At 45.3% G+C, this 23547-nt stretch carries 21 protein-coding genes; 8 read left to right on the forward strand and 13 right to left on the reverse strand.

From position 1 onward, the window contains the following. Positions 1-385: 385 nt before the first annotated feature. Positions 386-1873 carry a PH domain-containing protein gene (locus tag RBI_RS00485; RefSeq protein WP_148303535.1) on the reverse strand — a complete coding sequence of 496 codons (1488 nt, stop codon included), beginning with the start codon at positions 1871-1873 and terminating at the stop codon, positions 386-388. 24 nt (positions 1874-1897) lie between these two features. Then, positions 1898-2353, reverse strand: a complete 456-nt coding sequence (locus tag RBI_RS00490; protein ID WP_038672833.1) for a hypothetical protein — start codon at positions 2351-2353, stop codon at positions 1898-1900. A gap of 142 nt (positions 2354-2495) precedes the next feature. On the opposite strand from RBI_RS00490, the gene RBI_RS00495 reads away from it, so the two are divergent. Beyond that, complete coding sequence (locus RBI_RS00495; protein ID WP_038670262.1) at positions 2496-3788, forward strand: alanine/glycine:cation symporter family protein; 1293 nt, start codon at positions 2496-2498, stop codon at positions 3786-3788. Between the two features lie 426 nt (positions 3789-4214). On the opposite strand, the gene RBI_RS00500 is transcribed toward RBI_RS00495, so the two are convergent. From RBI_RS00500 to zapA, 10 genes are all read right to left on the reverse strand, one after another. Continuing rightward, positions 4215-5057 (reverse strand): fumarate hydratase, encoded by an 843-nt coding sequence (locus RBI_RS00500; RefSeq protein WP_038670264.1) that lies wholly within the window; start codon positions 5055-5057, stop codon positions 4215-4217. 2 nt (positions 5058-5059) lie between these two features. Next, on the reverse strand, positions 5060-5524 hold the full coding sequence (locus RBI_RS00505) for a chemotaxis protein CheW (RefSeq protein WP_022288705.1): 465 nt from the start codon (positions 5522-5524) through the stop codon (positions 5060-5062). 25 nt (positions 5525-5549) lie between these two features. Then, positions 5550-6539, reverse strand: coding sequence for a CheB methylesterase domain-containing protein (locus RBI_RS00510; protein WP_051706218.1), 990 nt, complete (start codon positions 6537-6539; stop codon positions 5550-5552). Further along, positions 6536-7372: a CheR family methyltransferase gene (locus tag RBI_RS00515; RefSeq protein WP_038670266.1), complete on the reverse strand. Its 837-nt coding sequence runs from the start codon at positions 7370-7372 to the stop codon at positions 6536-6538. The genes RBI_RS00510 and RBI_RS00515 overlap by 4 nt, the downstream gene beginning before the upstream one ends. Before the next feature lie 25 nt (positions 7373-7397). After that, a complete protein-coding gene (locus RBI_RS00520) occupies positions 7398-7841 on the reverse strand; it encodes a chemotaxis protein CheW (RefSeq protein WP_022288702.1) in 444 nt (147 codons plus the stop codon). A gap of 2 nt (positions 7842-7843) precedes the next feature. After that, entirely contained in the window at positions 7844-9907 is a 2064-nt protein-coding gene (locus RBI_RS00525; protein ID WP_038672837.1) for a chemotaxis protein CheA, read from the reverse strand. A gap of 723 nt (positions 9908-10630) precedes the next feature. Continuing rightward, complete coding sequence (locus RBI_RS00530) at positions 10631-11779, reverse strand: amidohydrolase (protein ID WP_038670269.1); 1149 nt, start codon at positions 11777-11779, stop codon at positions 10631-10633. An 18-nt stretch (positions 11780-11797) separates the two neighbouring features. Continuing rightward, positions 11798-12238, reverse strand: a complete 441-nt coding sequence (gene dut / locus RBI_RS00535) for a dUTP diphosphatase (protein ID WP_022288698.1) — start codon at positions 12236-12238, stop codon at positions 11798-11800. A 1-nt stretch (position 12239) separates the two neighbouring features. Next, positions 12240-14312 carry a U32 family peptidase gene (locus RBI_RS00540; protein ID WP_038670271.1) on the reverse strand — a complete coding sequence of 691 codons (2073 nt, stop codon included), beginning with the start codon at positions 14310-14312 and terminating at the stop codon, positions 12240-12242. Next, the gene (gene zapA / locus RBI_RS00545; RefSeq protein WP_022288696.1) at positions 14312-14818 is read right to left on the reverse strand and encodes a cell division protein ZapA; all 507 of its coding nucleotides are present in this window, start codon (positions 14816-14818) and stop codon (positions 14312-14314) included. Before zapA ends, RBI_RS00540 begins: the two co-directional genes overlap by 1 nt. A 204-nt stretch (positions 14819-15022) precedes the next feature. On the opposite strand from zapA, the gene RBI_RS00550 reads away from it, so the two are divergent. Both RBI_RS00550 and RBI_RS00555 read left to right on the forward strand, forming a co-directional pair. Further along, the gene (locus tag RBI_RS00550) at positions 15023-15457 is read left to right on the forward strand and encodes an RrF2 family transcriptional regulator (RefSeq protein ID WP_038670273.1); all 435 of its coding nucleotides are present in this window, start codon (positions 15023-15025) and stop codon (positions 15455-15457) included. Between the two features lie 358 nt (positions 15458-15815). Next, positions 15816-16367, forward strand: coding sequence for a TIGR04002 family protein (locus RBI_RS00555; protein WP_051706220.1), 552 nt, complete (start codon positions 15816-15818; stop codon positions 16365-16367). A gap of 133 nt (positions 16368-16500) precedes the next feature. On the opposite strand, the gene RBI_RS00560 is transcribed toward RBI_RS00555, so the two are convergent. Next, positions 16501-17130: a phosphoribosyltransferase gene (locus tag RBI_RS00560; RefSeq protein WP_022288693.1), complete on the reverse strand. Its 630-nt coding sequence runs from the start codon at positions 17128-17130 to the stop codon at positions 16501-16503. A gap of 336 nt (positions 17131-17466) precedes the next feature. Here RBI_RS00560 and RBI_RS00565 point away from each other — a divergent pair, with 336 nt between their 5' ends. The 5 genes from RBI_RS00565 to RBI_RS00585 all read left to right on the forward strand — a co-directional run bounded on the left by RBI_RS00565 (position 17467) and on the right by RBI_RS00585 (position 23437). Then, positions 17467-17742 carry a hypothetical protein gene (locus RBI_RS00565; RefSeq protein WP_038670275.1) on the forward strand — a complete coding sequence of 92 codons (276 nt, stop codon included), beginning with the start codon at positions 17467-17469 and terminating at the stop codon, positions 17740-17742. A gap of 416 nt (positions 17743-18158) precedes the next feature. Beyond that, positions 18159-19604 carry an efflux RND transporter periplasmic adaptor subunit gene (locus RBI_RS00570; protein ID WP_051706223.1) on the forward strand — a complete coding sequence of 482 codons (1446 nt, stop codon included), beginning with the start codon at positions 18159-18161 and terminating at the stop codon, positions 19602-19604. 12 nt (positions 19605-19616) lie between these two features. Further along, positions 19617-20303, forward strand: coding sequence for an ABC transporter ATP-binding protein (locus RBI_RS00575; RefSeq protein ID WP_022288690.1), 687 nt, complete (start codon positions 19617-19619; stop codon positions 20301-20303). Then, on the forward strand, positions 20300-22147 hold the full coding sequence (locus RBI_RS00580; RefSeq protein WP_038670277.1) for a biotin/lipoyl-binding protein: 1848 nt from the start codon (positions 20300-20302) through the stop codon (positions 22145-22147). Before RBI_RS00575 ends, RBI_RS00580 begins: the two co-directional genes overlap by 4 nt. Positions 22148-22162: 15 nt before the next feature. Beyond that, positions 22163-23437: an ABC transporter permease gene (locus RBI_RS00585; RefSeq protein WP_038670279.1), complete on the forward strand. Its 1275-nt coding sequence runs from the start codon at positions 22163-22165 to the stop codon at positions 23435-23437. The last annotated feature ends 110 nt before the right edge of the window (positions 23438-23547 follow it).

Consider the following 23547-nt stretch of genomic DNA (forward strand, 5'->3'; position numbering starts at 1 on the left):
ATCCCCCCTGTCGTCCGTCATAATATAAGTGTATATTTTTCACTGAAATGTTGCAGTGAAAAAAATTTTTTGAATAAAAAAATCGGGGACGAGGTGGTCGTCCCTGATGATATTTGTTTATTAAACTGTGTAGGTGCTGGCGTCCTCGACAGCCCATTTCCTATTTGCCTGTACGAGCTTGCGTTATCCGCACAAAGTTCGGCGCAACAATTCACAACATTGTCTGCTTCTTTTCATTCGTGAAAATTCCAAGCTTAGCCGCTTCGATATCGGGCTGTCGAGGGCGCCAGCCCCTACACCAAAGTTCTACCGCTGCAAAATCGCTTAGCTCGGTGCTGAGGGGGTAACTTTGGTCTGCTATGCTAATTCCTCATTCCTCATTTTTTCACACCGCATACCCATTCCTGTTCAACAATTTTATGACCTTATCATAATTAAGTCCCTTTACAGTATGATAGTCTGTACTCTCCGAATTGGTATAAACTCTCACGGCACAAGTATGGCTTATCTTCTGAAACGGATTTTGCATGACAGTTACCATTGACACTCTGTCAAGTGCGGCTATTGATTTATGAAAGCTATACCATTTACAATATGACAATGTACAATACCCGTTTTCAAAGCCTATTGACGTTGTGAACGCTGCCGCCGCCTTGACCATCACGAGCCACAGCAATGGTATGGTAGTTAGTATAACAAGTATGGTTATTTCTCTTTTCCAGTTAGGAAAAAAGTAAAGCGTTCCTCTTCCTGATACGATAGGTATAAACGTGCATATGAGCGGTATCGTTATAAATCTGCCAAGGTCGGCTTTTCCTGTGGAGATGTCGCTTTTCACCGGCGGTATTTTCGGCATGAGCATCTTCAGGGAGCGGTCAACCTGTCCGTTTGTCGTTATCGGTATAAGTGCTGATATTTCAAGCCGTCTTTTTCCGTATCCTGTACAGTGGGCAGACACAGAGGTTATTTTGCATATCTTCATAAGCAATGATTGTCTTAGGTCGATATAGTTTACTCTATCTCTATAGAGGACGTGTCTGCGTCTTGTGCCTATCCCGCTTCTGATTATGAAAAGGTCGGCACAGCGTGTGCAGGAAAAATTCCAGTGGCGCATTAGATTCGACAGAAATGATATGAGCCAGCCTCCTGCCAGCACACCGCCTGCGATAAGGATATATTCAGGCACTTCTGCAAGCACCGGAACTTTTGCTATCTCCGTATTCACTCTGCGGAGTATTTGTTCCTCCGCCTCTCGTCCTACTATCCTATATGCTTCGTAAAGTACCGACAGAACGATTATCATGCCTGACAGAGTTGATGAAAAGATAAGAGAGAATATAACGAGCAGGCTTTTCTTTGAGTTGTAGACATATTTAGGTTTGTTTTTGCATTTGGCAGTGGCAAAATGATAAAGCTCAAAGGCTCGTTTTTTTGTAAGGGTGAGCATTATATCTGCATTTTGCAGTGATTTTGCATCGGTGTCTATGTATACGGCACAGGAATGTATAAGTCTGGAAATATATCCTTGTGACAGTGACAATGAGCTTATCTCGGCAAAATAGACCTTAGTTCGTGTTATGCCGAAATAGCCTGTGTGGGCTATGATGCAATCTTCTTCAAGCTCATAGTAGACAAATATCCAACGCAGGAAAGCGTAGCCGAAGATAAATGTGATAGTGAGGATATCGACCCAATGTGCCTGAAACCAGCTTTGAAAGTTGAATTTTGCGGCTATGAGATACTTGGCAAGAGGGATAGCAAGAAGCCACATATATTTAGTTGTATAAGATAATATCATTATAGGGTGCTGGCGGTGGGTGAAGAAATTCTTCAGCCAGCTTCTTTTTTCCTTGATAGTTTCTCTGCGGCTCATTTAAACCTTTCCTGTCTTTGGTATCTAGTCTTCTTTGCGTTCTCTGTTTCGTATGGAGCTGTTTACTATGGCGGATATTTCCATGGCATCACGGCGGCTCATAAAAGGTATAAGAAGTCTTGCGCCCAAGGCGTTTAAGACAACGAAGTTAAGTCCTGTTATACTGCCCAGTGGGGTTATGATAGTTGTGACGGATTTTATTGCCGAGGTGGGCATAAAATGCCGCATGGTAAAGAAAAGCCCTGTAAAGGCGGTGACTTCTTTTGAGCTGACGGTGAAATAAGATCTGATGAAGTAAAAGGGAAGCACCAGCAGGCAAAAAAGTGCGGCGATTATCCACAGTGGCATAAGGATATAATTCACGGAAAATGGGATAAGTTTTTCTATGAGATTGACCGCATAGCGGATAAGAAACAATATTACCGCAAGGATAGCCCAGAAGATAAAAAGCGGTATTTTTGAGGGCTTATATCTGTGCATTTGAGGACGTTCACCTCGCTGTTTGTTTTTTTGCGTATTTGTATGTATGGTTATCTCAGTTTTCAAGAATTAATCTCCCTTTTATATCATATCATTTATAAGGCAATTATTTGCACGAAAAAAGTGTTTTCGGGGGAAAGCTATGGAACTTACGGCTATAATAAACAAGATAAATTCGTTTTTGTGGGGCGTTCCGCTTTTGATACTTTTGCTTGGGGGCGGAATATATCTGAGCATAAAGCTTGGATTTCCACAGATACACATTTTAAAAATAATGAAGAAAACGGTTTTTACGCTGTTTAAAAAAGAAAGCTCCGAAAGCGATTCTCTCTCGCAGTTTCAGACATTTTCCACGGCGCTTGCGGCAACTGTAGGAACAGGCTCGGTGGTGGGCGTGGGGGAATGTATCAGGATAGGGGGCGCAGGCTCGGTATTCTGGATGTGGGTGTCTGCATTTTTCGGAATGGGGCTTGCTTACTGCGAAAACTATCTGGGAGTGAGATGCTCTGACGGAAAGCTTTGCGGTGCGGCGTCTTATCTCGAAAAGATAGGCAGAACGAAGCTCACGGCTGTTTTGTTTGCAGTTTTTACGGTGGGTGCGTCCCTTGGAATGGGCAACATGGTGCAGACGGGTTCGGCGGCTGCGGCTGCCCGAGAGGGGTTTGGGATACCCTCATATATATTTGCACTTGTGGTGCTTATTTTCGTATTTTTAGTAGCTGTGGGAAAAAACTCAGCAGCTTGTCTTTGCGAAAAGCTTGTGCCGATAATGGCGGTGCTTTTCATAGGCGGCAGTTTGGGAGTGATAATATTTCACCCATTAAAAGCCGCAGGAGCGATAGCAATGATAGTAAAAAACGCCTTTTGCCCCACAGCCTGCATAACAGGCTCGGTGGCAGGGACGATAATATTTTCCATGGTGGAGGGGTTAAAGCGTGGAGCGTTTTCAAACGAAGCAGGCTTAGGCTCGACGGTGGCAGTACACAGCTCGTGCAGGATAAAGTCGCCTGAATTGCAGGGAACATGGGCAATGGCTGAGGTTTTTATAGATACCTTTGTCATATGCACTTTGACGGCTGTGGTGATAATAATAAGCGGCACTGACCTCACGGGGGAGGACATGGCAGTGCGGGCTTACAATGCTGCTCTTTGTGGAGCGGGGAAGTATTTCATGTCAGGTTCGCTGATACTTTTTGCATTAGCGACAGTGGCAGGGTGGTTTTTCATTGGAGAGAGGGCTTGGAGATACCTTTTCCCTCGAAGTGATATGATCTATAGGATCATGGCGATAGCTTGTGGGTGCATTGGAACGATGTGGAGCATGGAGCTTGTGTGGGGAGTGTCGGATATTTTCAATGGACTTATGGCAGTGCCGAATGTTATCGGGGTGTTGGTGTTGTGGAGAAAAGAGGTAGGAATGAGGAATGAGGAGTGAGGAATGAGGAGTGAGGAATGAGGAGTGAGGAGTGAGGAATTGGCAAAGCTGACCAGAGTGGGATATCCAACATCGAGCGGAGCGAGAGGTAAAACGCAGGCTCAAGCCCGGCGTAAGAGGGCTTGCAGGGTCAAGGGACAGAGTCCCTTGCGGAGTTTGAGGCAGAGCCTCATTCGGCGTAAGCCGACTAGGTGCAGATTTAATGAGAAAAAAGCATATGAAAGTCCGATATTAAACAAATGTGATATCGGAGCAAAAATCTGCACCGTTTTCCCTATCCCTTAGCAAATGTAAATCCGCAAAGAGCGGAGCGATTTTGCGGCGGAAGAACTTGCCCGAATAAGATGTAGGAGCTTGTTTGATAAATAATAAGATGTGCGTGCTGTGGAAAAGGCGGGTGAACACTGTTCGCCCCACATTATGCCCTTATATCTCTCCGCTTGCGTGTCTTGTCACATGACAGCCTACGTTCACTGACACCGGCAGGCCTGCGATATGGGTCGGTGCTTCTTCTATATTTACTGCAAGACAGGTCTGTGTGCCGCCAAAGCCTTGTGGTCCTATGCCAAGGAGGTTTATCTTCTCCAGCATTTTCGCTTCAAGCTTTGCATAACGTTCCTTTGGATTTCTCTTTGATACGCTTCTGCACAGTGCTTTCTTTGCAAGGTATGCGCACTTCTCAAAGTCGCCGCCTATGCCTACGCCTATGACTATTGGCGGACATGGGTTAGAACCTGCTTTTGCACACACTGACACTACCCAATCCACTATCTCGTCCTCGGTAACTGACGGGGTCATCATTTTAAGCTGTGACATATTTTCGCTGCCAAAGCCCTTTGGTGCCACCATTATTTCTACCTTTTCGCCCTCTGCTATTTTAAGATGCACAACAGGCGGTGTATTATCCCCTGTGTTTACTCTTTCCAATGGGTCGGATACTATGGAACAGCGCAGTCTGCCCTCGGTGTAGCCCCTTGCTACACCTTTATTTATGGCTTCATTCAGCGAACCGCCTACAAAATGCACGTCCTGTCCTATGGTCATGAAGATAACTGCCATGCCTGTGTCCTGACAGATAGGGATAGTTTCTTCTCTTGCTACTCTCATATTGTCAAGGATATCAGCAAAGACGTTCTTTCCCACCGGGGACTGCTCTTTCTTGGCGTTGCACTCTATACAGCTTTCCATATCCTCAGGAAGATACAGATTGGCTTTTATGCACAGATCTCTTACAAGTTCTTCTACTTCTGAAACGTTTATCTCTCTCATTTTTATTTATCCTTTCGCTCTGTATTTGCTACCTTTTCACGGTCGCTGAGCTTTATTACTTTTTCGCTGTCAAGGACATAGCATGGCTTGCCCTCCAGAAGAAATTCTCCTTTTAGAAAATCTGCGCAGGCTTCTTCGTTGACGTTTGGGGCTTTACACAGCTTATCCTCGGGAATATCCGTGAAGCCTGCTACGTTGTCGCACAAAAGCCCTACGGAAACTTCTTCGCCCATTGTGATTATTATGCAATCTCTGTCGGAGATCTCTTTTGGCTCATAGTGGAAACGTCTGCGCAGGTCTATGACAGGCACTACCTCGCCCTCGTTCACCACTGTTCCCGGCACATAGTCGGGAAAATCAGGCACGGGAGTTGGGGTCTGCGCCGCTATGATTATTTTTATATCCTCAAAGGGCAGTGAAAAGCTTCGCCCTGCTGAGGTGAAAATGAGATATCTGCTGTTTTCCACAGCTATCCCTCCTTGTTATATTTTATCATAAGCCGTTGTCGATGCGATAATGTATCTCCTGTGCTATCTTGTCAAGGGGACACTGCTTTGACACTGAGCCGTTTTCATATGCGGCTTTGGGCATACCATAGACTATGGAGCTTTCTGCGTCCTGTCCGATATTATATGCTCCCATTTTCTTCATGTTGAGCATACCCTTTGCACCGTCACAGCCCATGCCGGTGAGGATAACGCCTATAGCGTTACGCTTTGCGCTGTATGCTACAGAGTCAAAAAGCACGTCAACTGACGGACAGTGACCTGAAACCTTTACACCTGCTTCAGAGGTGACAAAATAGCCTTTTTTATCCCTGAACAATCTAAGGTGCTGACCGCCCTGCGCTATTACCACCATGCCTTGGCTGAGATACAGACCGCTTTTGGCTTCCACAACGTTGTGACCGGTTTCAGTGCATAGCTGTTCGGCATATATCCTTGTATAGCCCGCAGGCATATGCAGGACTGCCACTATAGGGGGCAGGTCGTGGCGGAGGTCTTTAAGGATAGCTTTCAGGGCTTCCGTTGAGCCTGTTGAACCGCCTATGGCTATTATTCCGGAGGTATTTATGGCAGGTATATGCACAACAGAATTAACTCTTGCTTTTTCAAGGCGCTGTATGCTTTCGGCAAAGCGTTTCTGAAAACGCTCGTTATCAGACGGAGTGCCGTCAGGTTTATATACGACGTCTATGGCACCTGCCTGCATCATGGGATATTTATTGTTGTGCTGAATGGTAAGATAGATTATAGGCACAGAATATCGTGGGGCAAGGCTTATGATGTAGTCGTCCATATTGTTTTGGCAATCACCGTCGAGAAGAACATAGTCGGGAGAAAGGGCAGTGACGCTTTTTCTGCCGTTGCTAAGGCAGGCTGAGGCAAGCTTTGAGCTTTGGAAGCCTGCGTTTGTAAGGGATTTTCTGCAAAGCTGTGCAAAGGCTTTGTTTTCGGTTATCACAAGAAAGAGAGGCGTCATTTTTTATCCCCTCCCAGCTTGCGGTATATTGCAGGGGCAACTTTTACAAAAGGCATATACTTCGGCACTGATTCTGCGTGACCGATATAGAAATAGCCGCCATCCTCCATTGCGTCATAGAATTTTCTGCATATCTCGGCTTTTGTATCGTCGTCAAAATATATCATGACGTTACGGCAGACGATAAGGTCGAATTTCTTTTTGAAAGTGAAATCATCCATAAGATTGTGGTAACGAAACTCAACATTCTGCCTTATTGTATCGCTGACCTGCCAGAGATCCTTTGTGTTTGAATATGGGTGAAAATATTTTTTACGCCAATCTTCGGGGATATTCTTTATGGACATACTGGTATAAATGCCGTTTTTGGCAGAACGCAGTGCGTTAAGGGAGATATCCGTGGCAAGTATTTTCAAGTCCCAGAAACGGCGGTCAAAGCCGAAATAATCGTCCATACACATGGCAAGATTATATGGCTCGTTGCCGAATGAGCAGCCTGCACTCCATATACGCATATCATGATCGAGGACGTTTTTTTCGGCATAGGGGAGAAATTTCTCCATGAAGTGTTGGAAATGGTCCGTTTCACGCATGAAATATGTATGGTTGGTAGTAAGGCGGTTTATAAGGTTGGCAGTTTCTCTGCCTGTTTCATCGCTGTAGACGGCGCTGAGATATTCTGAAAAGCTGTTGAAGCCGCAGTCCAACACATAGTTGCTCAGCCTGCTTTCAACGATAGACTTTTTCCTTGCAAGGTCAAGACCGTATTTTTCTTTTATGAATGCAGTAAGCTCGTCAAAGTCTGACTGAGAGATCTCAAGACGTGACAGCATTCCTCTTCCTCCTTGTTATTATGTTTTACCTGTTTGTTCTGACCAGAATATCAGGGTCAAGCAGGGATATGTTTTTGTTGTTTGCGTTTATAAAGCATTTTACAAGGCTGTTTTTTACGGGCGACACGGCGGTCTGCTGGGGGAGGATATCCTCAACGTCCAAGACCTTATCGCATATTATGCCAGCCTGATTTGAGCCGACTTCTATCACTATGGTACTGCTTCTGTTGTCATACTCTCCTTCGGGTAGTCCAAGGCGCAGGCGGAGATCTATCACGGGAACGGCTTTTCCTCGCAGATTTATAACGCCTTTTATGAACTTTGGTGTTTTCGGGAGCCTTGTGACGGGGAGAAGCCCTATTATATCGGTGACATCTTTTACCTCAAAGGCGTAATATTTTTCATCAGAAACAAAGGAGAGTATTTTTCCACCCTTCTGACAAAATTCGTTTATATCCTGTTCTGACATCTTTATTCACCCTTTCGGAAGTCATAATTGCCGAGAAATTCTTTCATATCCAGTATTATGGTTATACTGCCGTCACCGAGGACCGAACAGCCTGCCATGCCTGATTCTTTGAGGGGATAGGCGTCAAGGAGTGGTGAGAACGGTTTTACTACCACCTGCTGGTCAACTGTTATCCTGTCTGCCATGAGGACGGCTTCCTTGCCACCGTCTTTACAACAGAGCATTATGCCCTTTGTTACGTCCTTTTCGGCATTTGGTATATCAAAATGGTCGCTCATTCTGATAAGAGGCAGACATTTTTCACGGAGCATTATAAACTCGTTGCCCTCGGGGTCGGTGATAAAGCTTTCGGCTTTGCAGGAGAAAGCTTCGGAAACTGCGGAAACAGGCAGAGAGAAATTCTCGCCCCCTACGTCAACGCTTAAAACGTCAAGGATAGACAGAGAGAGTGGTATCCTTATAGTAAAGACAGAGCCTTCGCCAAACTTGGAGTCAACATAGAGCTTTCCGCCGACTTTCTCAAGGTTTTTCTTTACAACGTCCATTCCCACGCCTCTGCCTGAATATTCGGTTATTTTATCATTGGTGGAAAAGCCTGCGGCCACAACAAAATTGAATATCTCTTTGTCGGTATATTCATTCTCAGGCTTTGTGAGCATACCATTTTTCTTGGCTTTCGCCATAAGCTTTGCGGTATCCATTCCTGCACCGTTGTCACGGCAGGAGATAACCACTTCGTTGGAGTCATAGCCTGCGCTTAGAGTAACTGTGGCAGGTTCGGTCTTGCCTGCTTTTGCACGGACTTCGGGGTCTTCTATGCCGTGGTCAACTGCGTTTCTCACAATGTGCATAAGGGGGTCATTGAGGATATCTACGATAGATTTATCCACTTCCGTTTCCTGCCCTTCGAACACAAGAGTAACGTTCTTTTTGAGCTTTTGGTTCATATCCCTGACAACACGGTTCATCTTCTGAAATGCTGTGGAAACAGGCACCATTCGTATGGACATTACAACGTCCTGAAGCTCATCGGTAAGCTTTTTCAGCTCACGGGAGGATTTATTGAAGCGGTCAAGGTTTATCTCGGCTTTTTTCAGGTCGGGAGAGGAGATAACAGAGCCTTCGGTTATAACGATCTCAGCCACAAGGTCAAGAAGTCTGTTGAGCTTATCGAGCTTGACGGATATCATGGACTGCTCATGCTTTTCGGCAGGCTTTTTGGGGACTGCATTTGCAGGCTGAGCAGGCTTTGGGGCTGACTTTTCCGGAGCAGACTTTTGGGCAGGCTGAGGTTTTTTGGCTGCGTTAGCAGGTTGCTCAGGCTTTTTCGCCTGCTCGGCTTTGTCAACGTTCACGGCGTTTTTCATAAGGTCAAGAACGCCATTCGGGTCATCGGTGATAAGCTTTATGTAAAGTCCCTTTTTGGATATCTCGTCCCCTGCATTGTCGGCGTCAAGATCCTCAGGGAAAGTTTTTATTACCTCGCACATTTTACCTAAGGCACGCAAAAGCACCAATGCACGCATATCAGGCATTGCACAGCTTTCGGAATATGTGACCTTATAGGTGAGAACGCCTTCTTTTTCATCATCAGGGAAAAGCCCCTCATAGGTGTTGGTATCGGCTGAGGAAGTATCGGAACTGTCTGTGGCAGGCTGACCTTTCATGGTGGCAGCAAAGGCGTGTATCTTATTTTCAAGCTCTGAAAAATCGGTGAGCGGAGCGTCGTCATAGAGTGAATCAAGCTCTGATTTAAGGTTATCGGAGGCTGAGAAAAGAAGCTCATAGAGAGCAGGCTTGTCATATTTCACAGTAGGGTCTTCACGGATAATGTAGAAGAGATCCTCAACTGAGTGGGCAAGGGTAGACATATTGTGCATACTCATCATGGCGGCAGAGCCTTTAATAGTGTGCATGGTACGGAATATCTCGTTGATATCATCGGAGGAGATAGAGTCTTCCTGCTCGGTGCGCATAAGGATCTCGTCCAACTTTTCCAGAAGGTCGCCTGTTTCAAAGACGAACATATCCGCCATATTTTCCATACCGCTTTCAAATTTCGGCAAAAAAGTCACTCCCTTTCGGTGCTGTTGAAGCATACGGATATAATCAATAATATTATAGCAAATTTTTTGATATTTTTCAAGCATTTTTGTGCATTTTAAGTAAAAGAAACGATCAAGTGAGGAGTTAGGAATTAGGAATGAGGAATGAGCAAAGCTGCCCCCAAGCACCGAGCGAAGCGATAGATAAAGCGCACGCTCAAGCTCGGCGCTGGAGGGCTTGTGGGGTCTAGGGGCAAAGCCCCTAGCGGAGTATGAGGCAGAGCCTCATTCGGCGATAGCCGACTAGGTGCAGATTGTAGTATTAAAAGCATATAGAAATAAGATATCAGACAAAAGAAATATCGGAGTAACACAATCTGCACCGCTATTCTATCCCAAAGCAAAACGTATATCCGCAAAGAGCGGAGCGATTTTGCGGCGCAGAAACTTGCCAGAATACCTGTAGGGGAGCAGCGCAATTTCTGCTTTGCAGAAATACGACGTCCCGTTTCGAGGAGTTGCGGGGGGGTGAATTTGTACAAACCATGTAGGCGAATAAAGGCGGGCGAACGCTGTTCGCCCCTACCGCCATTTGTGGGGTTATCGCAGGATTGAGCAGGCAAACAGGTGCGGGCTGTCGAGGACGCCAGCCCCTACATGGTTTGTAAAGTGCATAACAAAGTGCGGCTAACACAATTGCAAATAAAAAATGCGAAACGAAAACCGTTCCGCATTGGTATCATATCAAATTATTTTTCCGCCGCATATCACCATGTCAGGTGATACCATTACATCAAGGGGGTCGCCGCTGAATAGGGTGAGGTCTGCGTCAAGCCCTGTCTTTACAGAGCCTACCCGGTCGGATATGCCTGCTATCTCTGCCGCTGTGCAGGTGATAGCTTCAATGCCCTTTTCATAGTCAAGACCGTTTTTTACTGCAATAGCCGCTGACAAGGGCAGATATTCTATCGGCACTTCTGCGTGGTCGGTGCAGATTGCTACCTTTATGCCGTGAGAAGAAAGTATGCCGGCATTGGCTGGGGTAAGATTTGCCATTTCAGGCTTGCACCTGTCGCATATTACAGGACCTATCACACAGCTTGCTTCTTCCTCTGCAAGCTCGTCAGCTATGATATGACCGTCAGTGCAGTGTATAAGCACATAGTCAAGCTCAAATTCTTTCGCTATCCTTATGGCGGTGAAAATATCGTCCGCCCTGTGACAGTGAAAATGCGCCTTGACTTCGCCTCTGAGAACAGGGAGCAGAGCCTCCGACTTCATGTCAAACTCCGGCATATCCTCCTCGCTTCCCATTGCACGCTCGACCGCTTCACCGTATTTCTGCGCCTTTATAAGTGCTTCTCTTATTATGCCTGCCACTGCCATTCGGGTGTAGGGGGCGTCCTCTTTGTCAGAATAGGTGAGTTTAGGGTTTTCACCCATTGAGAATTTCATTCCAACTGTGCCTACAAGCATTTTATCTATTCGCTTGCCATAGGTTTTTACTGCCGCAATACTGCCTGCAACAGGATTTGCTGAGCCTGGGGATACAAGACAGCATGTTACGCCTGCTTTTCTTGCAAGCTCAAAGGAATAGTCGATGGGGTTTATGCCGTCAACAATGCGGATATGTGCTGTGCATGGTTCAGATTCCTCGTTGAAATCTTCGCCCTCCATGCCTACGCCGCTTGTGGATAGTCCAAGATGTGTGTGAATGTCGATAAAACCAGGGTAAACTGTTCTGCCGTTGCCGTTTATGTCCTCGGCTGTGACAGCTTCGGGAGAGCCGCTTTCTACAGCGGAAATAATGCCGTCTGTTATCTCCACCCAGCCGTTTTCAATAACACGTCTGTCGCTGTCCATGGTCTTTATTTTAACGTTGTAAATTTTCATATGCAGTTTTCACCATTCTTATTTGCCTGTTGAGCCAAAGCCGCCTGCGCCACGCTCTGTATCGGAAAGCTCTGTCACTTCCTCTACTTCGGGAGTGAAAACAGGGGTTATCACAAGCTGTGCGATCCTGTCGCCACTGTTTATGGTGTAGTCCTTGTCTGAACTGTTGTGGAGAGCGCAGATTATCTCACCTCTGTAGTCCCAATCGACAACGCCAACGCAGTTTGCAGGGGCAATGCCGAACTTTGATGCGAGTGAGCTTCTTGCATAGATAAGAAGAACACAGTTTTTCTCACCCTGAACCTCGGCTGATATGCCTGTGTGTATTTTCTCGGTCTGACCTGCTTTTATGGTTACAGGTGCGTCTGTGCAGGCACAAAGGTCATAGCCTGCGCTAAATTCTGTTTGTCTTGCAGGGATAACTGCATTTTCCTTAAGCTTTTTTATAAGTAATCTCATTTTATAAAACTCCTCTGTAGTATAGGCCATTGGTGGCGTTTTCGGGCTTTGCACCCCTTTCGCCATGGTAAGCCTTTATTATTTCGTTTATCCTGTGGGCATTCTCCTCATAGAAGTGAAGCTCCATATAGTCGGCATTATCAAAATCGTCGAGCTTGTCTGCAAGATACAAAATATCGGAATTTAGTATCTCTGCGCAATCTCTGCCCTTTGGACATCTCACCGTAAACTCTCTGCCTGTGCGGTCAAAAAGCTTGCCCTTGCAGTTTTTACAGCCCATATCGTTTCTTATAGGACAGTTTGCAGTGAGCATAAGGGGAAGTCTGCCGTATGCCACAAAGCCTATCTCAATGGGCTTCTTTAACTTTTCTATCTGCGACGCTTTAAGCTCAAAGGAAACTGTGCAGTCTTTTGCACCAAGTTTTTTTACCTCGTCCAATGCGGCTGAGTTGCAGAGATTGAATGAATAGCCTGAGTGAAGCTCAAAGCCAAGGTCATTCGCAATAAGGCAGTGGCCGATATTCATGGCGAGCATTTTTGTTATGCCTGCTTCTTTTGCGGCTGAAAGCTTTTCACATAGGGCTTTCTCGTCGAATGTGAAGCGTGGCATTATTATCATAAGCTTGCTTTTGTCTGACACGATCTTTGCCGCTTCTGACGCTATCTCTATTGGCACGCCAACAAGCTCTACATTGTCAAGGTCAACACCCTCAAGCTGAGAAAGTTTTGAGAGCATTATGCGTATTTTTTTGCGCTCATAAGCTTTTGGCAAGGCAGAGAAATCAGCAAGTGATTTGTCGGTAAAATCGGCGGTATGGGTGAAAAAGTCTATACGCTTCTGGTCAAGCTTTTCTACCGCCTGCCGTCTTAGGTCATTAAGTGCGGAAGCTGGATAGGCAAGGTCTTTGCCTATGGCGGCTTCAAGTCCTCCGAACTCGTATATGGTGTCCCCAAGCTTGGAGAGCTGTTTTTTTACATAGTCGCTGTCGCAGGCCTTTTTCAAGGCTTTTTGTGGTATATCGCCGTAAACGGTCACGGTGTTTCCCTCGCTGTCACGGAGAGAAAGCTCCGCCTGAGAACTTTCCTGAAGCTTTATGGTGAAAAAGGCTTTTGTGCGCTTTTCACATCTGCGGTAAAGCTCATGAAGCTCGGGAAGAATTCTGGCGGTGGCGGAAACGTCCTCTTTCTGCCTTGTGCCGAACATTTCTCTGCCTAATCTGCCATTGTAATAGCCGTCTGTAAAGCCACCGCGGGAAAAGACCGCTTCAAGGGCTTTTAGGTCATAAGGCTTGTTTTCGAGAGAATTTTTACAGCAGTTCACTGCCGCCGCAACATATTCGGGGCGCTTCATTCTGCCCTCTATTTTAAGAGAGGAAACTCCGTCCTTTTCGAGCCTTTGGAGCTTATCAACATAGGACATATCTTTCAGAGAGAGGGCGTAACGCTCCTGTCCCTTTGTTATCTTATCCCCTTGTGCAGGCAGTCTGCAAGCCTGAGCACAAAGTCCCCTGTTGGCACTTCTCGAACCTATCAACGCACTCATATAGCACTGACCTGACACGGACATACAAAGTGCGCCGTGGACAAAGACTTCTGTTTCGATGCCAAGGTTGGTGAGGTCTTTTATGGTATGCTCGGGAAGCTCTCTTGACAGGACGGCTCTTGAAAAACCGAGGTTTTTAGCCATTTTCACACCGCTTTCGCTGTGGATGGTCATTTGGGTGGAGGCGTGATATTCAAGGTCGGGGCAACATTCACGGCATATTTTCACAAGGGTCAGGTCTTGGGTGATAAGTCCGTCAACGCCAATTTCTGCGGCAAATTTGACGGCTTTTTTGCACTCTTCGAGCTGTTCGTCAAAGACAACAGTGTTTATCGCCTGATAGACCTTTACACCTCGCAGGTGACAGAGCCTTACGGCTTCTTTTAGCTGTTCATCTGTGAAATTGGCGGCATTTTGTCTGGCGGAGAATTTCTCTCCCCCGAGATAAACTGCGTCACAGCCGCTTCTAAGGGCGGCTTCGAGAGTTTCAAAAGAACCGCAGGGGGCAAGTATCTCAGCTTTGTGAGCCATTAATGGCTTCCTCCCTCGGGTCTGTAATTTACTGTGCCGACAAAATTGCCGTTGTTAGGCTGATTAGGGTGGACAGGTCTTTCGATAGCGTTCTTTATCTCCTGCGAAAGAAGCTCGTTTGCGTTTATAACTTCGTCCTCAGGCTCTCTTTTTACAACTGTGCGTGCTTCGAGCTGTTCTTCAAGGTCATGGACTTTTGCCTGAAGCTCTCTTATTTCTTTCTGAGCTTCGTCAGCCTGACTTCTTGCTCTGCCTGCGTCGTCAACATAGTCCTTTATCTGGGTGCGGATATTCTCAATATTTTGATTTGCCTTGCTAAGCTCGTCAAGACAATCAAGTGCTGTCAGCACTGCGGCGTCCTGAACGGAAAGGCTCGGGATAGCTTTCATCATGCCTTTTATCTTTGAATTTATCACCAACGCAAGTTTATTGGTATACTCCTGCGATTCTTCGGAAAGCAGATTGTATGTACGGTTATAAATATTTACTTTAAGCTTGTTTTTCATAGCTTTTGACCTCCCTTTATTTTCTTTGCTGTGAACTTGTATACTTAATTGTATTATACACTACTTTTTGAGAAAAATAAAGAGGGTAAAAAGAAGTTTTTTGTAAATACGCCCTTTGCGGTGGTTTTTGCTTGACATTTTTACAAATATGATATATAATTAATCATAGATTTTCTATAGGATTTATGAAAGGATCTGACGCTGATGAAAATATCCACAAAGGGAAGATATGCACTGAGGCTTATGCTTGACCTTGCTTTACATGAGCAGAGCGGATATGTGCCTATCAAAGCGATCGCTGAAAGACAAGACATCAGCGACAAGTATCTTGAACAGATAATATCCATTCTTGCAAGAGCGGGCTTTGTAAAGAGCGTTCGTGGTGCAGGTGGCGGATACAAGCTGGCAAAAACGCCTGCGGAATACACTGTGGGAATGATACTTCGGCTCACAGAGGGAAGTCTTGCTCCTGTGGCTTGTCTGGAGGGGGAAGAAAATACCTGTCCACGTCAGGACAGCTGTGCAACGCTGACGGTATGGAAAAAGCTTTACGGTGCTATAAATGATGTTGTTGACGGCATTACTTTGCAGGACCTTGTAAATCAGGAAAATGCAAGGATAGATGATTACGTTATTTGATATTTTGTAGGGGCGGGCTTTGCTCGCCCGTTTTTTGTGCGATTTTAAGCTGTCTGTTTGCAGAATGGAGTGGTCTTGCCCATGACCGCTCTTTTTTTACGCCTTTTTATCTTCTACCTATAGCACAAAAGAAAGCCTATATGACAGCTTGGTTTTGTGCATAATTGATTTTGTCATGTTCTTGTAAAATTATTGTGGGATATGGTATTGCTTTGATGCACAAATGTGATGTTCGGATAGGACTTTTGGATTGTGCAAAAGATACAATTTGCGGTGGAAAAAGTGTGAAACTGAGGCATTTGCAAATCATAGTCTGGAGGTATAAAATAAGGATAGAAATTAAATTGGAGTGATAATAATGAGTACAACAGTTCAGGTAAAAAATTCAACAAAGCATATTCAGCTTATTTGTGTGACAGGTCTTTTTGCGGCAATGATATATGTTCTTACGGCATGGCTGCACATTCCTACGGGTGCAGGCTACACACACGCAGGTGACGGACTTATTTATCTTGCGGCTTCAATGCTTCCTACACCTTATGCAATGGCGGCAGGCGCTATCGGAGCAGGTCTTGCAGACGGACTTTCGGGATTTGTGGTATGGCTCCCTGGAACTATCGTTATAAAGGCGATAACTGCTCTTTGCTTTTCAAGAAAGACAGAGAAGATAATCTGCGTGAGAAATCTTCTCGGCATTATCCCTGCACTTGTTATATGCGTGGTATGCTACAGTCTTTATGAGGGAATTTTTATGGCAGGCGGTTTCTCAAAGAGCGCAATAATTTCGGCTTTCGGTCAGACTCCTGCTTACTGCATACAGGTGCTTGCAAGCTCGATACTTTATATAGTGCTTGGTCTTGGTTTTGACAAGGCTGGGCTTAAAAAGAAATTTTCACATTTGTTTGGATAATTTATTGGCATAAAAGCGTGATAAGCAAAGTGGACGACATCAGGTCGTCCCTACGCATTTTGGCAAAAGAAAAAGGGGCGGAAGTCAAATTCCGTCCCTTTAACGTTATTTTTATGGAGAATGAAGTTACAAGCTATATCTTTGAATAGCCGAAGCTGTTTACCAAAGCGTCGACCTTCTGTCCTGATTTGCACATTGGGCATTCTGATGATGTATATGTCATGTAATCAGGCAGATCCTTTTCTGTGAAAAGGGCGTGGATAGCAGTGCCGTTGTTCTCTTTGATAGCGGAGAATATGGAAGCTATTCCTACAAGGTTGCCGTTATAGTATTTCAGACAGTCCATTGCTCTGTTTATGCTCTTTCCAGTTGAAACGGAAGCGATAAGCAGAAGCACCTGCTTGCCCCATATCTTCTTCTGAGTGTTATCTCTGAATATCATCTGATTTACAGCGTTTAGCTCAGGTGTTACTACATTTACGTCTGCACCGCTGTTTATGCCGCTTTCGCCAAGGCTTTCAGCGAGAAAGGCACCGATGATCTCTGTGCCTTCAAGACATATGATAGTGTCGATATGTGTTGAAACATAGGTGGCTGCCAATGCCTTTGCGGCTTCCTTTGCCATTTTATAACCAGTTTTAAGAGATGTTATATCTACATAATAATTGATATGCGAGTGGTTAGTTGCATAGTGACCCGGTATAACGCCTATCTGTATCTTGCTGTTGCCTGCTGCCTGTATAATTTGCATACGTTCTTCCAAAATAAAGACCTCCTTACAAGTAAAGTGTGAACAGTATGTTGCTATTCGTTATTATATCACATATGAACAAGATTTTCAATGCTATTTTTGATGAATTTTGCTATATATTTTTGTGACAATACACAATTAATAAACTGATAAATCAAAATTTACAGCGATTTATTTGTAATCCGTGAGGTGTTGTGTATATTGTTGTGTAAACTAATGTATGATTTGTACAAAATTCTGCTTGTAATTTTATTGGAAAATGTGTATAATTGAATGAGGAAAACTTTAAGCAGCTCTGTGATAAAGCTTTGCTGTTGATAAATGGCGTATCGGAGGAGGTCTTTTTATATGAGGACGAGAAAGCTTTTGTCGGGGCTTGGGGCGACTGTGATGTCGCTTATGATGATAATACCGTGGGCGGTGTATGCGGACAGCCCTCAGGTGGAGGACAGCTCCATTGTGACGGAAAGCTCTGCGGCGGAGGCTATGGCGGAGCAGGAGGTTATCAAGGCGCAGAAAAACTCCACCCAGAACACTGAGACCGATTGGGTGCTTTTCGGCTGTATCGGCGGCGGTGCGGTGGTAGTGCTTATAATGATAGGGCTTATGGCTAAGAAAAAATAATACATATTAGGGCGGCGTGGGCTGCCCTTTTTTTGTTGGGGTGATTTGTTACAATCTGTATTGGTGAATGCTGTTTGCACCGAGAGTGTTTAAAAACATCAGGTGCCTCTGCGGGATAGTACGAGAAATTTTTTTTGTTTGCAACTTTTTTTGTTATTGCACGTCTTTATAGATGAGGGAAATTCTTATGAGTTTCTTAAAACAACGTCTTTTTTTATTGACTTGTATTCTTTTTATGGTATAATGTATACATAAAAACAGATAAGAACAAAAGACAACAGGACAGCAAGATAACAAAGAATAATACGCTCATGCTATACCCTTATGGGGAGAGTGGGGCTGTTTTATCCGTCTGGCTGCTGTCAGGCGGATTTTTTTTATGCTGTTTTGAAAAAATCACAAACGGAGGTATTGCAATGACCACGAAAAAAAGGATATGCACTGTTATAATAGTGCTTGTTATCGTCTGCGCAGTGTGTGTGGGAGGCTTTTTCGTATGGAAAAAGACCGGCAAGGGAGGCTCAAAAAGCTCACAGAAGGTATATGTGCAGAAGGTATCGTCGCTTAACACAGTGTCGGACTTCAAGCTTTCTAATTGCTCGTTTTTGGGCGTTGTTGAGGCGCAGGAGTCTGTGGACGTAAAGTATGACAGCTCAAAGACGGTGGACGAGATACTTGTTAAGGACGGTGACTCTGTTAAAAAGGGTGACAAGCTTCTTACATATGACGTTGAGGCTATAAACCTTCAGCTTGAGCAGGCTAAGCTTGAGGTCGAGAGGCTTCAGAACGAGATAACCTCAAACAAGAGCCAGATAGCTGAGCTTGAAAAGGAAAAGAAAAACGTTGATCAGGACGCCGCTGTGTCATACACGACACAGATACTTTCTTTGCAGAGCGACATCGCCAAGAACGAATATGACATAAAGGCTAAAAACGTTGAGATCAAAAAGCTGGAGGTTTCCACAAAGAACGCATACGTCACCGCTTCTATTGACGGAACTGTTAAGAACGTCAAGACGGTGGACAAGCTTCAGGAGGACGGCGGTGACGTTATAATGCAGATAACAGAAGAGGGCGACTACAGAATAAAGGGCAGATTCAACGAGCAGAACAGCACTGACATCATGCAGGGCGTTTCTGTTATCGTAAAGTCAAGGCTTGATGATTCCACTTGGAAGGGCGAGATAACTTCTGTTGACACAAGTCCGCAGAAAAATTCTGACGATATGTACATGTACAGCTACGGTTCAAGCGATGAGATGAGCCAGTCTTCAAACTATGCTTTCTATGTTAAGCCTGAGAGCTTTGACGGACTTATGCTCGGTCAGCACGTTCTTATCGAGATAGACAACGGACAGGACACTTCTATAAACAAGACGGGCATATGGCTCTATTCCGACTTTATCTGCAAGGACGGCAAAAAGAACTACGTCTGGGCTAAGAACGAGGACGGAAAGATAGAAAAGAGATATGTTGAAATAGGTCAGAAGGACGAGGATAACGGTGACTGCGAGATAAAATCAGGTCTTGAAAAAGGCGATTATATCGCATACCCTGACAAGTCTATCGAGGAGGGCATGACGGCTACCACAAATGAGGCTGACGTGTCTGTTCCGCCTAATGACCTTGACCCGAACGACAACACGGACGGTGACGATAATATCGAGGGCGGTGACGAGGACATCGTTTATGACGGAAGCGATGAGGACGGCATGGCTATAGACGAGGATATGCTTGCAAGCATGACGGACGAGGAGATAGAAGAATACTTCAACAAGCTTTACGGTGAAGAGGAAAATGCAGAAAATGCAGACGGTGAGAATGCCGACGCTGCTGATGCTGACGCAGCTTTCGCTGAATAAGGAGGGCTTGCAATGGTATTTGAACTGAAAAATATCTACAAGGATTATTTGCAGGGCAAGGAAGCTGTGCCTGTGCTTAAGGATATTTCCCTTGAGGTCTCAGAGGGGGAATATGTGGCGATAATGGGTCCGTCAGGCTCGGGAAAGTCTACGCTCATGAACATTATAGGCTGTCTTGACAAGCAGACAAAGGGAAGCTTTGTTTTTGACGGCTGTGACATTATGCAGGCAAAGGATAGAAAGCTTTCGGAGATAAGAAACAAGAAGATAGGTTTTGTATTTCAGAACTTTAATCTGCTCCCAAGACAATCAGCACTTGAAAATGTGGAGCTTCCGCTGCTTTATGCGGGGGTAGGCAAAAGAGAAAGACGTCAGAGAGCAAAGGCGGCTCTTGAAAAGGTGGGGCTTGCACAGAGAATGATGTTCAAGCCTACTCAGCTTTCAGGCGGTCAGAAGCAGAGGGTGGCTATTGCAAGGGCGATAGTCAACAATCCAAAGCTTCTTCTTGCAGACGAACCCACAGGCGCTCTTGACACAAAGTCGGGCGATCAGGTAATGGAGCTTTTCAAGGAGCTTAATGACGACGGTGTTACTATCGTTATGATAACACACGAGCCTGACATTGCAAGATGTGCAAAGAGGATAATGTATATTCGTGACGGCGAGCTTCATGGAGAAAAGGCAGGTGAGCAGGAATGAAAAAGGTAATAATAACACTCCTGTGCATAGCTATCCTCGGCGGAGGCGGATATGCGGGAGCAATGAAATATAAGAAAAATCAGGACAAGAAAACTGTTGTGGCGGTAGTTCCTGTTGACCTTATGGCGGAAACTGCGGATGCGTACGAGTGGGACAGCTCGGCGAACATGGATGGGCAGATAGTTTCTGCCAACGCTCAGAGAATTACTCTTGACAACGAGAAGCTTGTTAAAAAGGTGTTTGTGAAAAAGGGCGACACTGTGAAAAAGGGCGACACTATACTTGAATATGACATGACGGTGGTGGAGCTGGAGCTTTCACAGAAAGAAAATCAGGTAAAGGTCTGCGAGCAGAACATCAAAATGGCTGAAAAGGAGCTTGCTAAATATAAGCTTTTAAAGCCTTCTGAGGACGCACCGCAAGAGCCTGACGATCCAGAGCCTGAGCCGGAACCAGAGCCGGAACCAGACCCAGAGCCAACTCCAGATCCTGAGCCAACTCCTGAGCCTATGGAAACTGTGGACGTTGTAAAGGCTGTTTTCCAGACGAAAAATGCAGGCACAAAGGACGATCCTTACATTATAAACTGCAACAGGAACACAAAGGTATCCAGAGCGTTTCTTGATAGGATAAAGACAACGGGGGCTTATGCGGAGCTTTGCGTTTATGATGATAACTCAAACTTTATATACAAGTGGATAGTCAACCGTGAAACAATTGGCAAAAAGGCTCTTGCAGACTGGACAGTTTCACAGGGGATAACTGAGGATAAGGAAAGCGGTACGCTTTCTCTTGACACTTCTGTGGAGCAGTTCGGCAAGTTCTCTATCGTTGTGCCTGCAGGCTCAGACCGCAGTGATGACAGTGCTGACGACAGCGATGATACTGATGATACCGACAATGGCGGTGATGTGGATATATCTGATAACGGTGATCATGATGATAATGACGCTGGCATAGATGTCACTCCTGCTGACCCGTCACAGACGGACGGTACAAATTCAGGCTCTGAGGACTATATGCACAGCCGTGCAGAGATAAAGAAAATGATATCAGAAAAAGAGGACGAGATAAAGAGCTTAAAGCTTAACCTTAAGTCTGCAAAGCTTGACTACAATGACGCTTTGAAGAAAAAGACAGACGGCAAGGTAGTGGCTAATATCGACGGAGTCGTTAAGAAGATAGGCACTGTAGGCGACGCTGCCGCAGAGGGTGATAATTCGGACGATGGTGACGACAAAGACGATATGGACATTACGGACAGCAGCATGGACTACAGTGGTGACAGCTCTGATGATGACGTTTTCGCAATAATCGAGGGCGAGGGCGGAGTTTCCGTTACTTTTAGTGTGGGCGAGCTTAATCTTGACAGAGCGGCTGTGGGAAACACTGTTATGGTGAACTCATACAACACGGGAATGAGCATTGACGCTGAGATAACAAAGATAAGCAGCGAGCCTACGTCATACTCGACAAACAACTGGGGTGACAATCCTAACAGCTCCACCTACACTATAGAAGCTAAGCTCAGCGACAGCACGGATTTCAACGTGGGCGACTGGGTAGGCGTTTCATTTGTGAATGACACCACGACCAGTGATAGCGTTTATCTGCCTATACATTATGTAAGGCAGGAAAACGGAAACTACTATATAATGAAAGCCGACAAGGACGGCAGACTTGTGAAAAGCTACATAAAAACAGGCAAGATAATGTATGGCACTAATATCGAGGTCAAGGGCGGACTTTCTATGAAAGATAAGATATGCTTCCCATACGGCAAGGACGTCAAAGAGGGCGTAAGGACAAAGGAGACCGACAAAGTCCTTTATCCTGAGTATTAAAAGGGGGCGGATAATATGATAGAAAATATCAGACTTTCATTTAAGGGAATACTTTCACATAAGATACGCTCGTTTCTTACTATGCTTGGTATCATTATCGGTATTGCGGCTATCATTGCTATAGTTTCCACTATCAAGGGTACAAATGAGCAGATAAAGAACAATCTTATCGGTGCAGGAAACAACACTGTGAAGATCCAGCTTTCAAATGGCGACACTGTTTGCGACTTTTCTTATGAAGCGCCACCGTCTAATGTGGCAATGTTCACACCGGACACTAAAAAACGTATCAACGAGCTTAAAGAGGTGGAGTCAAGCACTTTTTACCGCACAAGAAACAATCCTGACAATCTGTTTTATCTTAACAACAAAATGGATTCGTCAACTATATACGGAGTAGACAAGGATTATTTTGATACTGTTGGATACGAGATAGTTGAGGGAAAGGGCTTTGCGGAGAGAAACTTTACCAAATTTGACAAGGTGGCAGTGGTAGACAAGACGCTTGCAGAGGGTCTTTTCCAGGGTGAAAGCCCTGTGGGAAAGGTCATAGACATAAGTGGCGAGCCGTTCACTGTGATAGGCGTGGCTGTGAAAAATTCAAACTTTGAGCCTGTTATAAGCTCAGTGGAGGACTACTACACATACAATCAGACATCAAGCGGACTTGTCTTTATCCCCACAAACGATTGGGGGATAGTTTTCCGCTATGACGAACCAGAAAACTGTATCGTAAAGGCTGTGGACACGGACTCGATGACGAATGCGGGCAAAAAGTCGGCGGATATTCTTAACGAGAACGTTTCGGCTGTAAAGGGCGGAAGTAAGGAAACCAGCGCTTCTGTGGAATACAAGAGCGATAGCCTGCTGGAGCAGGCGAAGTCATTGCAGGATCTGAGTTCATCGACTAATAAGATGCTTATATGGATAGCTAGCATCTCTCTGCTGGTAGGCGGTATAGGCGTAATGAATATTATGCTCGTGTCGGTAACAGAGAGAACGAGAGAGATAGGACTGAAAAAAGCACTGGGAGCAAGGAAAAAGAGAATTCTTGCACAGTTTTTGACAGAAGCGGCAGTGCTTACGAGCATAGGCGGAATAATCGGTGTGCTGACGGGCATAGGGCTTTCGCAGGTAATAGCGAAGGTAGCGGAAGTGCCTGTGGCGATATCCTCGGCGTCAATAGTAGTGTCGGTGGTATTTTCAATGGTAGTTGGAATAGTATTTGGACTTATTCCGTCCATAAAGGCGGCGAAGCTCAATCCTATCGACGCTTTGAGATATGAATAATAAGCTATAATAAAGCGGTGTCGGAGTGTAAAGCTCTGACCCGCTTTTGTTTGCCTACACAGCTTTATGATAAATCAAACCTTAACGCTTCGATGTGGGGACGTCGGGGG

This window comes from Ruminococcus bicirculans (ex Wegman et al. 2014), from assembly GCF_000723465.1.
In the GTDB taxonomy this organism is placed as follows: Bacteria; Bacillota; Clostridia; order Oscillospirales; family Ruminococcaceae; genus Hominimerdicola; species Hominimerdicola aceti.

What these genes read in the sequence shown, in the direction of transcription:
- RBI_RS00485 (WP_148303535.1), bottom strand. Translation starts at nt 1,873, where the DNA reads ATGAGCCGCAGAGAAACTATCAAGGAAAAAAGAAGCTGGCTGAAGAAT.
- RBI_RS00490 (WP_038672833.1), bottom strand. Translation starts at nt 2,353, where the DNA reads ATGCACAGATATAAGCCCTCAAAAATACCGCTTTTTATCTTCTGGGCT.
- RBI_RS00495 (WP_038670262.1), top strand. Translation starts at nt 2,496, where the DNA reads ATGGAACTTACGGCTATAATAAACAAGATAAATTCGTTTTTGTGGGGC.
- RBI_RS00500 (WP_038670264.1), bottom strand. Translation starts at nt 5,057, where the DNA reads ATGAGAGAGATAAACGTTTCAGAAGTAGAAGAACTTGTAAGAGATCTG.
- RBI_RS00510 (WP_051706218.1), bottom strand. Translation starts at nt 6,539, where the DNA reads ATGACGCCTCTCTTTCTTGTGATAACCGAAAACAAAGCCTTTGCACAG.
- RBI_RS00515 (WP_038670266.1), bottom strand. Translation starts at nt 7,372, where the DNA reads ATGCTGTCACGTCTTGAGATCTCTCAGTCAGACTTTGACGAGCTTACT.
- RBI_RS00520 (WP_022288702.1), bottom strand. Translation starts at nt 7,841, where the DNA reads ATGTCAGAACAGGATATAAACGAATTTTGTCAGAAGGGTGGAAAAATA.
- RBI_RS00530 (WP_038670269.1), bottom strand. Translation starts at nt 11,779, where the DNA reads ATGAAAATTTACAACGTTAAAATAAAGACCATGGACAGCGACAGACGT.
- dut (WP_022288698.1), bottom strand. Translation starts at nt 12,238, where the DNA reads ATGAGATTACTTATAAAAAAGCTTAAGGAAAATGCAGTTATCCCTGCA.
- RBI_RS00540 (WP_038670271.1), bottom strand. Translation starts at nt 14,312, where the DNA reads ATGGCTCACAAAGCTGAGATACTTGCCCCCTGCGGTTCTTTTGAAACT.
- zapA (WP_022288696.1), bottom strand. Translation starts at nt 14,818, where the DNA reads ATGAAAAACAAGCTTAAAGTAAATATTTATAACCGTACATACAATCTG.
- RBI_RS00550 (WP_038670273.1), top strand. Translation starts at nt 15,023, where the DNA reads ATGAAAATATCCACAAAGGGAAGATATGCACTGAGGCTTATGCTTGAC.
- RBI_RS00555 (WP_051706220.1), top strand. Translation starts at nt 15,816, where the DNA reads ATGAGTACAACAGTTCAGGTAAAAAATTCAACAAAGCATATTCAGCTT.
- RBI_RS00565 (WP_038670275.1), top strand. Translation starts at nt 17,467, where the DNA reads ATGAGGACGAGAAAGCTTTTGTCGGGGCTTGGGGCGACTGTGATGTCG.
- RBI_RS00570 (WP_051706223.1), top strand. Translation starts at nt 18,159, where the DNA reads ATGACCACGAAAAAAAGGATATGCACTGTTATAATAGTGCTTGTTATC.
- RBI_RS00575 (WP_022288690.1), top strand. Translation starts at nt 19,617, where the DNA reads ATGGTATTTGAACTGAAAAATATCTACAAGGATTATTTGCAGGGCAAG.
- RBI_RS00580 (WP_038670277.1), top strand. Translation starts at nt 20,300, where the DNA reads ATGAAAAAGGTAATAATAACACTCCTGTGCATAGCTATCCTCGGCGGA.
- RBI_RS00585 (WP_038670279.1), top strand. Translation starts at nt 22,163, where the DNA reads ATGATAGAAAATATCAGACTTTCATTTAAGGGAATACTTTCACATAAG.